Annotated in this window: 10 protein-coding genes; 4 read left to right on the top strand and 6 right to left on the bottom strand. The window is 67.2% G+C overall.

The window, feature by feature from the left end:
- Positions 1–220: 220 nt before the first annotated feature.
- The 4 genes from AB4Y86_RS04390 (at position 221) to AB4Y86_RS04375 (ending at position 3,997) form a co-directional block, all read left to right on the top strand.
- Complete coding sequence (locus tag AB4Y86_RS04390; protein ID WP_441400430.1) at positions 221–820, top strand: hypothetical protein; 600 nt, start codon at positions 221–223, stop codon at positions 818–820.
- A 40-nt stretch (positions 821–860) separates the two neighbouring features.
- Positions 861–1,865, top strand: a complete 1,005-nt coding sequence (locus AB4Y86_RS04385; protein ID WP_441400428.1) for an aldo/keto reductase family protein — start codon at positions 861–863, stop codon at positions 1,863–1,865.
- A gap of 2 nt (positions 1,866–1,867) precedes the next feature.
- Entirely contained in the window at positions 1,868–2,722 is an 855-nt protein-coding gene (locus AB4Y86_RS04380) for an SDR family oxidoreductase (RefSeq protein WP_441400426.1), read from the top strand.
- A 111-nt stretch (positions 2,723–2,833) separates the two neighbouring features.
- Entirely contained in the window at positions 2,834–3,997 is a 1,164-nt protein-coding gene (locus AB4Y86_RS04375; RefSeq protein ID WP_441400425.1) for a sulfite oxidase, read from the top strand.
- A gap of 32 nt (positions 3,998–4,029) precedes the next feature.
- Here the strand turns inward: AB4Y86_RS04375 and AB4Y86_RS04370 are convergent, their stop codons facing one another.
- The 6 genes from AB4Y86_RS04370 to AB4Y86_RS04345 all read right to left on the bottom strand — a co-directional run bounded on the left by AB4Y86_RS04370 (position 4,030) and on the right by AB4Y86_RS04345 (position 9,788).
- On the bottom strand, positions 4,030–4,911 hold the full coding sequence (locus tag AB4Y86_RS04370) for a cytochrome c oxidase assembly protein (protein ID WP_441400423.1): 882 nt from the start codon (positions 4,909–4,911) through the stop codon (positions 4,030–4,032).
- Positions 4,912–4,968: 57 nt separating this feature from the next.
- Positions 4,969–5,688 (bottom strand): SGNH/GDSL hydrolase family protein, encoded by a 720-nt coding sequence (locus tag AB4Y86_RS04365; protein WP_441400421.1) that lies wholly within the window; start codon positions 5,686–5,688, stop codon positions 4,969–4,971.
- A 115-nt stretch (positions 5,689–5,803) separates the two neighbouring features.
- The gene (locus AB4Y86_RS04360) at positions 5,804–6,583 is read right to left on the bottom strand and encodes an SDR family NAD(P)-dependent oxidoreductase (RefSeq protein WP_441400419.1); all 780 of its coding nucleotides are present in this window, start codon (positions 6,581–6,583) and stop codon (positions 5,804–5,806) included.
- A 91-nt stretch (positions 6,584–6,674) separates the two neighbouring features.
- The gene (locus tag AB4Y86_RS04355; protein ID WP_441400417.1) at positions 6,675–8,300 is read right to left on the bottom strand and encodes a DUF4389 domain-containing protein; all 1,626 of its coding nucleotides are present in this window, start codon (positions 8,298–8,300) and stop codon (positions 6,675–6,677) included.
- A gap of 55 nt (positions 8,301–8,355) precedes the next feature.
- A complete protein-coding gene (locus AB4Y86_RS04350) occupies positions 8,356–9,411 on the bottom strand; it encodes a zinc-dependent alcohol dehydrogenase family protein (RefSeq protein WP_441400415.1) in 1,056 nt (351 codons plus the stop codon).
- Positions 9,408–9,788, bottom strand: coding sequence for a hypothetical protein (locus AB4Y86_RS04345; protein WP_441400413.1), 381 nt, complete (start codon positions 9,786–9,788; stop codon positions 9,408–9,410). The genes AB4Y86_RS04350 and AB4Y86_RS04345 overlap by 4 nt, the downstream gene beginning before the upstream one ends.
- Positions 9,789–10,067 lie beyond the last annotated feature (279 nt).

Here is a 10,067-nt window from a genome sequence, read left to right as displayed (position 1 = left end):
GCCCGGGCTGCTTCCGACTATAGACGCCGGCAGCGCGACGCTCCGGGCGCGGGACTCCTGCACCCGCCCGGGGGCGAAGGTATCAGCTTGGACACATCCTGCTGCCGTGGCCCGGTTCCTCCCGTGTCCGGCCAAAAATGTCCGTATGGTTAAGCGGGGCTGGTGCCCGGCGAGATGATGGCGGCACGGACCTCACTGCAGGCTGGATTGGAGAGGCGAAGTGGAAGACCCGACAACGATCGCCATGAACCTGACCTTTTTCGGCACCCTCGCCGCCGGCCTTGTGTTGTTCCTCGGGGTTTTCGCCGCTTTTGTCATCACTCTGCTGCTGGCCGGCGTCGGACGGCTGCTGGCCATGGCCGCCACCGCCCTGTTCCAGGCCCGCGCGTCCGACCGCGGCACAGCCCGCGACAAGACCGCGAAGCCGGCCACGTCCGCCGGAACGGCGCGGCCCGCCGGAGCGGCGCGGCCCGCCAAACCGGCCCGCAAGGCACCCCAGCTCTCCCCCGACTGGGCCGCCGCCGTCGCACGCGCCGACGAACGCGCCAGCGCTCGGGCCAGGGCGGAAGCCGCGCCGGAAGTCAGGGTGTCCGTCCGCGAACTGCCCAGCCCGAAGGCGCCGGCCCGCGAGATCAAGGAAGTCGGGCCCTTGGTCGAGTCCGCGACCGACCGCAACGGCAATCTCACGTCCGCGCCGCGCGCCTTCGCGAAGCCACAGCTTCCGGCGAGCCCGGTTCTGGACACCGGTTCGCTCACCACGCTCAAGCACCAGCCGGGGCAGCAGGTCCAGCCGCGGGACCAGCAGCGCAAGGCCAGCTAAGCCCTTACCCCGGACGGTCATCTGGGCTACGTTGGAACCCATGGAATTCAGATACCTCGGGCACAGCGGCTTCAAAATTTCGGAAATCACCTTCGGCAACTGGCTCACCCACGGCTCGCAGGTGGAGAACGACGTCGCCACCCAGTGCGTGCGGGCGGCGCTTGACGCCGGCATCAGCAGCTTCGACACGGCGGACGTCTACGCCAACACGGCGGCCGAGACGGTCCTCGGTGAGGCGCTGAAGGACGAGCGGCGCGAGTCGCTGGAAATCTTCACCAAGGTCTTCGGACCCACCGGACCCAAGGGCCACAACGACCTTGGGCTCTCCCGCAAACACATCATGGAATCCATCAACGGCTCCCTGTCCCGGTTGCAGACGGACTACGTTGACCTCTACCAGGCGCACCGCTACGACTTCGAGACGCCGCTGGAAGAGACCATGCAGGCGTTCGCCGACATCGTGCGGCAAGGCAAGGCGTTGTACATCGGCGTCAGTGAGTGGACGGCGAACCAGATCCGCGACGGCCACGCCCTCGCCAAGGACCTCGGCTTCCAGCTGATCTCCAACCAGCCCCAGTACTCCATGCTGTGGCGGGTCATCGAGGCCGAGGTGGTTCCGACCTCGGAGGAGCTCGGACTCTCCCAGATCGTCTGGTCACCGATGGCCCAAGGCGTGCTCAGCGGCAAGTACCACCCTGGCAAAGCCGCTCCCCAGGGAAGCCGCGCCACCGATGCCAAGGGTGGCGCCCGGATGATCGAGCGCTGGATGTCCGATGAGGTCCTTACCGGAGTGCAGCAGCTCAAGCCGATCGCGGAGGAGGCCGGGCTGACCATGGCCCAGCTGAGTCTCGCATGGGTGCTGCAAAACAAGAATGTGGCCTCGGCCATCATGGGAGCCTCCCGCCCGGAGCAGATTGCCGGCAACGTGGCYGCAGCCGGTGTGAAGTTGGACCCGGCGATCATGGACAAGATCGACGCCGCCATCGGTTCCCTCGCCGAACGCGACCCGGCACAGACCAAGTCTCCCGCCTCCCGCGAGGCCTAGCCATGGCGAAGCTGCCGGAACTCGCCGTCACCGGATCCACCGGACAGCTCGGTGGCCAGCTGGCACGCCTGCTGGCGGCCGCGGGCGGCGCCCAGCGGCTGCTGGTTCGCGACACCGGCCGCACCCCGGACCTCGAGGGCGCCGTTCCCGTGGCGGTCAGCTACGCCGACGCGGCACAGGCCCGGGAGTCGCTGGCCGGGGTGAAAACCTTGTTTATGGTCTCCGCCGCCGAGGCTGAGGACCGCCTGCAACAGCACTACACCTTCGTCGACGCCGCCGCCGAAGCCGGGGTGCAGCATATTGTCTACACCTCGTTCTTCGGTGCCGCGCCTGAGTGCACGTTTACGCTGGGGCGGGACCACTATGCCACCGAGGAACGGATCAAGGCCTCAGGGATGGACTACACCATCCTGCGGGACAACTTCTATCTGGACTTCCTCCCGTTGTTGGCCGGCGAGGACGGCGTGATCCGCGGCCCCGCCGGGGATGGCGTCATGGCGGCCGTCGCCCGGGCCGACATCGCACGCTCCGCCCTGACGGTGCTGGGCGACCCTGCACTCCACGTGGGCCGGAGCTATGACCTGACCGGCCCGGAAGACATTTCCCTGGCCGCGGCCGCGGAGCTGCTGACCGCCGGGACCGGCCGCACCGTCACCTACCGGAACGAGACCCTTGAGGAGGCTTACGCCTCCCGGGAACAATACGGCGCGCCGCCGTGGCAAGTGGACGCCTGGGTCAGCACCTACACCGCCATCGCCGCCGGCGAACTGGCCGGCCCGACGTCGGCCGTCCACGAGCTCACCGGCCGGGAACCGCGGGGACTTGCGGACTTCCTGGCCGGGGCCCACACCATCTAGGCGGCGGCTGCGGGGCTGGCCCAGTATTGACGGCTTCCGGGGCGCGGCGTAGACCTGAAGACGGTGACACCGGTCCAAAACCGGGCTGGTCCGGAACAGAATCGCAGTCCAATGACCGAACAACTGCCCAAGCAACTGTCCCTGCACACCCCGGCCGGCCCGACTGGTCTTACCGCGAACCGGCCGACACCGAAGCCGGCGCCGCACCCCGGTGAGCCCAGCCACGGACCGCTCACGGCCGAAGAGTTGCAGCTGGCCGTTCGGAATCATTCGATGCCGCTCGAGGCCTTGCGAAACGACGTGACACCGCCGGGACTGCACTATCTCCTCGACCACTTCGATATCCCGGCCACCGACGGGGAGTCCTGGCATCTGAGGTTGGGCGGGGCAGTGCGGCAGTCGCTGGAACTGAACCTCCGGGCGCTCCGCCGGGCGCCGAGCATCAGCGTCCCGGTCACGCTGGAGTGCGCCGGCAACGGCCGCTCCCTGCTGAAGCCGCGGCCGTTGAGCCAGCCTTGGACGCTGGAGGGTGTCGGTACCGCCGTCTGGACCGGGGTCCCACTGGCTTACCTGCTAACCCGGGCCGGCGTGGACGACGACGCCGTGGAGGTCTCGTTCACCGGGGCCGACGCCGGGATCCAGGGCGGGCTGCTCCAGCAGTATGCGCGCAGCCTGCCGRTCGACCAGGCGCTGCGCCCCGACGTCGTGCTGGCGTACCGGATGAACGGCACCGAACTGCCACCGCAACACGGCTACCCGCTGCGGCTCGTGGTGCCCGGCTGGTACGGGATGGCGAGCGTCAAGTGGCTCTCCTCGATCAAGGTATTGACCAAGCCGTTCGATGGTTTCCAACAGTCCGTCGCGTACCGCTACCAGCAGGACGCGGACGACGCCGGCACCCCGGTCACCTGGATGAAGGTGCGTTCGTTGATGGTCCCGCCGGGGGTTCCGGACTTTTTCAGCCGGAACCGCTTCCTGCCCGCAGGGCCCGTGATGCTTACGGGCCGGGCTTGGTCCGGCCAGGGCGACGTCCTGCGGGTCGAGGTTGGGATCGACGACAAATGGGTGCCGGCGCAATTGAACCATCCGGCAGCTCCGTTCGCCTGGTCCGCCTGGTCGACGCCGTGGGTGGCGGACCCGGGGCAGCACGAACTGTCCTGCCGGGCCACGGACGCCAGCGGCGCCACCCAGCCGCTTGAACCGGTCTGGAACTACCAAGGCATGGGCAACAACATGGTGCAACGGATCCAGGTCACCGTGGAAGAGGCGGCCTAGGCGCGGGGGGTCAGCCCGGTACCGCGGGGGCTTCAGCGGCCGCGCCGCAGGTGCTCGGCATTCAGTGCGTCGAGTTGTTCGTCGGTCAGGTCATCGAAGCCGCGGGCCTCGCGCTTGTCACTGCGGGAAAACCGCATGAACATCAGGATGATCAGCGGCAGGTCGACAATCTCGCAGATGAACCACAGGAGGTCTCCCGCCAATTGCTGGTCACGCAGTGGATCCGGAAACCAGGCCAGGGTCGACTGCCGGGTGGTGATGTGGTCGAGGACCTGGCCGTTCAGCCGCAACAGGATGCCGGGCACGGCGTCGACCAGTAACTCAATGAAGACGAACAAGATCTCAAGGGTGATGAACGCGCTGGACCGGTGGAAGTCCGCTTCTTCGATGATCGGGAGCGCCATCAGCAGGCCCAGCACCGGTATCCCGACGGTCAGGAGCGCCTCGGCCAACGGATTCGTGCGCAGGGTGTAGAACGCCGGGGTCAGAAACGTGGAAAAGAGCGCCAGCCCCAGCAACGGCGCCACCATGGAGTTGCTCACGAGCCGGACGAGGCGGTTGGAGAGCACGCCGTCCAGCCGTGCGATGCCCGACGGCGAAAGCGCTGCACGGGCCAGGGACAGCGGCTTCCCCAGGCCGATCAGGAGGGGGACCACGAAGAGCATCAGCGTTATTTTCAGGGTGAACGCCCAACGCAGCTGGGCGCTGTAGACGCCGGTGAAACCGCAGGTGAGAACCGTCAGGGCGCCCAGGCCGAGGACGTAGAAGGCCAAGGTCCGCCAGAGTGGCCAACGGCGCCCCTTGGCAGCCACGGACTTGAGCGCGAGTCCGTACAGCACACCGGAGGCCACGATGACCGCCAGCGCGGTCCAATCGAATTGCCAGGCGGTAAGAACGGCGTCAAGGGGCGGCATCGGCCTAGGATAGCCGCTCTTGCTTGGAGCACGCCCGGAACGTCATGGCCCGGCACGTCACTCCGCGGGCCGTCCCGGTGCAGCCGGGGGCTCCGGTGACGCCTGCTCGATGAGGGCGGCGATGTGCTCAAGAAGGTAGTGCTGCCCGGCCACCGTCGGGTGGTCGCCGTCCGGGCCGATCAACTCTTCGACGTCGTCGCTGATCCAGCCTTCCGCAATCGGATCGACAAATTCGGCGCCGGCCCCCTGCGCCGCGGACTTGAGCTGTCCGCGGATGTCCAGCAGCCCCGGATCAGGATCGCCGGAATACGACGGCGGACCGACGACGATGATCTTCGCGGCCGGCGCGAGGGCCTCAGCGTGCGTGATCGCTGCCGAGGCGGCATCGCCGACGTCGCCCGTGGCGTAGCCGAGGTCGTTTTCTGAGCCGAAAAAGACGACGACGCCGGTCCCCGCGGTGACGAACTGGTTCACCTGGGTCCCGAACGTGCCGTCTGAATCCCCGGGCCTGACATAGCCGCTGCCGTTCTCCGCAGCGTTGACCACCTGCACTCCGGCGAAGACCGGGTCGGCCCGGAGCAGGGCCGGCCAGGCCTGCGCCGGCGAGGTGCCGTGTCCGGTGCTCAGCGAGTCCCCGACAACCACAACCCGCGCCGACGGAGCTGCCGTAACCGCCGGCTGCTGCGCGCTGGCCGCCGCCATCGGCACCAGGCAAAGCAACACCCCCGCCTCGGCAAGCCGGCGGTGGCGCACTCGGAGCGACGCGCTGGTCCGCATGGTTCCGCCTCCTGCCGCGGATTGGCGGGTGCCGGTTCGGCACCCTTATCAAGCCATTGTCCCCCCTTGGATGTTTCATCGGTATTGCCCGGAGCTGACCGGCAGCCGGAAAAGCTCAGTAATCCACGATTGCGCCGCTGGAGATGTTGATGGTGGCGTCGGTGATGGCGCCGGCTTTTTCCGAGGCGATGAAGCTCGCCACGTTGCCGACGTCCGCCAAGGTAGCGGTGCGGTTCAGGTGGGCGGTCTGTGCGATCTCCTTCACGATTTCTTCCCGGCCCTCCGCTTGCCAGGGGATGGTCTCGATGATGCCGCCGGAGACCATCGTGACGACGCGCACGCCGAATTTCCCCAGCTCCAGTGCCCACTGCCGTCGCTGGCCCTCCATCGCATCCAGCGCGACTTTGAAACCGCCGAGCCCCGGCAGCGTCTGCGGGYCGGAGCCGCCGAACATCAACACGACGCCGGACTTTTGTTTGACCATGTAGCCGGCCGCGGCCCGGGTGGTCAGAAAGTGGGTGCGGGCGGCCAGCGTGATCGGCTGGGTAAAGTCGTTCGCATCGATTTCCATCAGCGGCTGCTGGATGTCGCCAAAGGAAATGACGTTGACGGAAATGTCGATCCGCTTGGTCTTCTTGGCCACCGCGTCGACAAACGCGTCCACTTGCTCCTCATCCAGGGCGTCGACGACAGCGATTTCCGCCCGGCCGCCGTCCTGCCGGATGTCCCGGGCGACCTTTTCCAGGCGCGATTCAGTCCGGCCGGCGAGATGAACAGTGGCGCCCTCCGCGGCGAAGGCCCGTGATACCGCTCCGCCGATCGCACCGCCGGCCCCGTAGACCAGCGCAGTCTTGCCCTGCAGCAGGCCGCCAGCCGGCATCTGGTTAGTAAGCATCGATCCCTGCCTCCCGCCGCGGGTGGTGAATTCCCTCAACTATGTTCTCGCCAGGGTTCGGTGGCAAGGGGAAGTCAGCCCACGCGCCGGGTCAGGGTTGAGGCGGTGCCGGCTCCGGGGGAACTGACGCGGAGGGACCGCCGATGCCGTAGAAGCCCGGCGGCTGATCCTGCGGACCTACGGCGGGGCCCGGCTGGCCGTAGGCGGGGGCGATAGGCGGCCCCGCCGTCGTAACCGGCTCGCGGTCTCCGGGGTCAGTCGGCCCCATGTCCAGGTGGAACGGCGGATATTCATCCCGCATCAGCGCCACATACGTGATGACGCGGTAGATCCAGCGGTTCAGGCCCAGCAGCAGGTCGAACAGACCGCGCCAGTACTGGCCGGTGAAGAGCAGGATCACACCGGCGATGAGCACCAGCAGCCCGATCAGGGAGATGCCGGCGTTCTGCTGAACCCACTGCCCGTCGACCCGGTAACCGTCGGCGCCCCAGCCGCGCGTGGTCCCGGTGAGGATGCCGACAATCAGCAGGTGCGGGATGGCCAGCAGCCAGGACTTCACCAGCACCAGTCCGTGGGAGAGCTTTTCCGGGTAGTCGACGTCGAAATCCGCCGGATAGCCGGTGCGGGCGAGTGTGAACGGCGGGTACTGGTCCGTCCCGAGGGCCGAGTAGGAATAGAAGGCCACCCGCCAGTTCCAGCGGATCACGCCCACATTGAAGTTGAACAGCGAGCGCGGATAGCGGCCGGTGAACAGGATCGCGAACCCGGCCACGATGGTGGTGACCACGAAAGCGAACCACAGAAAGAACAGCACAATGAAGTGCGGGATGGCCAGGAACCACTTGACCAGCCAGAGCCAGCGGGACAGTTGCGGGTCCAGATAGCCGCTGAGCCGCGCCGGATAGACGTAGCCGCCGGGCGGGGCGGCTGCGGCCAGGGAACCGGCCGCGGCCGGAGCCTGTGCGTACGGCTGCCCCGGAGCCGGGGTCCCTGCCTGGGGTTGCCCGGGATGCGGTTGCTGCCCGGGTCCCTCCGGCGGGCCGCCGCGGCCCAGCCCGGCCGCACCAGCCACGATCAGCGGCACGCCGACGGCCAACAGCACAACGCCGCCGATCAGCAGCCCGAGGAACACCGGCCACAGCAGGTCGGAGCGGGCGCCGCCGCGCAGATCCACGGAGACCGGGCTGCTCGCATCCGCGTTCATGATCACCACAGCCCAGTTCCCGGAGCGCAGGTCCCATTTGAGTTCCTGGGTGCCGGGACCGGCCGCTGACGCCGTCCAGAATTTCTGGTCGGCTGGCCGGGCGGGCGGTTTCGTGCCGGCAACGTCACGGTATTGAACCCGGAAGGGCGAAAAGCGGACCTCGGTGAGCTCGGAGTGCTTGACGTCGCTGAGGTACGTCGCGACGTCAGCCTGCGGTGCGATGCCGATGAAGATCTGCTGCGCGGAGTCGGCGGCCGACCCCCGCAGCAACACGCTGCCCGCCATCGCGGCCGGGTCCACGCCGGAGGGACCGGCGTCGATCATGACGTTTAGCCGCGGCGACGTCAGGGCGTAAGAGTCCACGGTGTAGCGCTCGGACGGTGTGGTGAAGAATCCGCCGTCGCGCTGCTGATAGTTGGCCCAGCCGGTGAAGCCGGCCCCGGCCAGGAGTCCCAGGCCCAGCAACGCAGCGAGCGTGCCGAGCACCAGCATAACTATCCGGCCCGGTCTCATGGCCGACCCGACGCCCCCTGCGGCGGTGTCTCCCGCGGTCCCGCCTGGTCGGTCTTCACGCGCTGATGACCACTTTCAGGGCCTTCGTTTCCGCGGCGCGGGCAAAGGTGTCGTAAGCGTCCAGGAACTGGTCGAAAGTGAAATGGTGGGTCGCGAACTTCTCGGCCGGCACCTTGTTCTGGGCCACCAGCTTGAGCAGCATCGGGGTGGTGTTGGCGTTGACCAAGCCCATGCTGATGTTGATGTTTTGGATCCATAGGTCTTCGACGTGCAGTTCCACCGACTTGCCGTGCACTCCCACGTTGGCCACGTTGCCGCCGGGGCGGACAATCTGGGTACACATGCTGAAGGTGGCCGGGATGCCGACCGCCTCGATGGCCACGTCAACGCCCTGCCCGTCGGTGAGGGCCAGGACCTGGTCCTTCCAGTCGGCATCGCCGGAGAGCACGACGTCGGTAGCGCCGAACTCGCGGGATTTCTCCAGCCGGTTGGCGTCAAGGTCGATGGCGATGATGGTGGCTGCGCCGTAAAGGCCGGCGGTGGCGATGGCGGCCAGACCGACCGGGCCCGCACCGACCACGGCCACAGTGTCGCCGGGCTTGACCCGCCCGTACTGCACGCCGATCTCAAACCCGGTGGGGAGGATGTCGGACAGCATGACTGCCCGCTCGTCGCTGACGCCTTCAGGCAGCAGGTGGAGCGAGTTTTCGGCGTAGGGGACGCGGACATATTCGGCCTGGGTGCCGTCAATCAGGTGGCCGAAGACCCAGCCGATTCCCGATTGGCCTTCGTCGCCCATGCAGTGCGAATAGAGGCCAGTCTTGCAGTTCGCGCAGTGTCCGCAGGATTTGATGCAGGAAATGATGACCCGGTCGCCGACTTTGAGACCGGTCACGGAGGATCCTGTTTCGGTGATGGTTCCCACGCCTTCGTGGCCGAGAATCCGGCCCGTGGTGACGGCGGGGACGTCACCCTTGAGGATGTGGAGGTCGGTGCCGCAGATGGTGGTGGTGTCCACCTTGACGATCACGTCAGTGGGGTTCTGGATCTTCGGATCAGGGACATCCGTCCAGGACTTCTGGCCCGGACCGCCGTATACGAGGGCTTTCATGCAAGTTCCTTTGCTCTTAGGATGACCGGCGGATCGACAATCCGCAGGCGGCACGGGGTGACCGAGGAGTCGATGCCGGACGAAACGATGGCCCGGCGGGCATGCTCGCGGAGTTCCTCGAAGGCCGCCTCGGTGACCCGGGCGTGGGCGAGATCCACGACGAGCTCGTAGCCGGCGAGTTTAGTGGCGACGCGGCGGCAGACGACATACAGGGCACGGATGTTCTCGGTCGTGACGACGCCGCGCACCTCCACCCGGGCGCACTCTCCGATGGGGTCGATCCGGATGACAACTTTGATACGCGGATCGCCGTGGGAGGGGTGCGCGTGGTACGACCGGGCACGGCTGGCGTGGTTCAGATGGCGCAAGTTGCTCATACGGCATCAGAACTCGGGTGTGGTTCTGGCCAGCCGCGCTGCAAGTGCGACAGAGGTTGAGTTTGTGGACGGTGTGCTGCGAACAAGAATCGAATGCTCATGGTGGCCTGTGTCCTGCCTTTCCTACCCAAGCTGGAAAGTGCAACAGCCTTTTCCCCACTCCAGGTCCTAGCGAGACCGATACTTCGAGCGGAACGGTTCATCCCCCAATTACCGTGCAGGAACCGCCCCAACTCCAGAATGGCTTCGCCGCCATTGACAGGCAAGGGGGCTTAAGTC

Source organism: Arthrobacter sp. 2YAF22_2 (assembly GCF_052114645.1).
Classification (GTDB): domain Bacteria; phylum Actinomycetota; class Actinomycetes; order Actinomycetales; family Micrococcaceae; genus Arthrobacter.
Note: the sequence above shows the minus strand (reverse complement) of the source record. Positions and strands in the feature narration are given on the sequence as shown.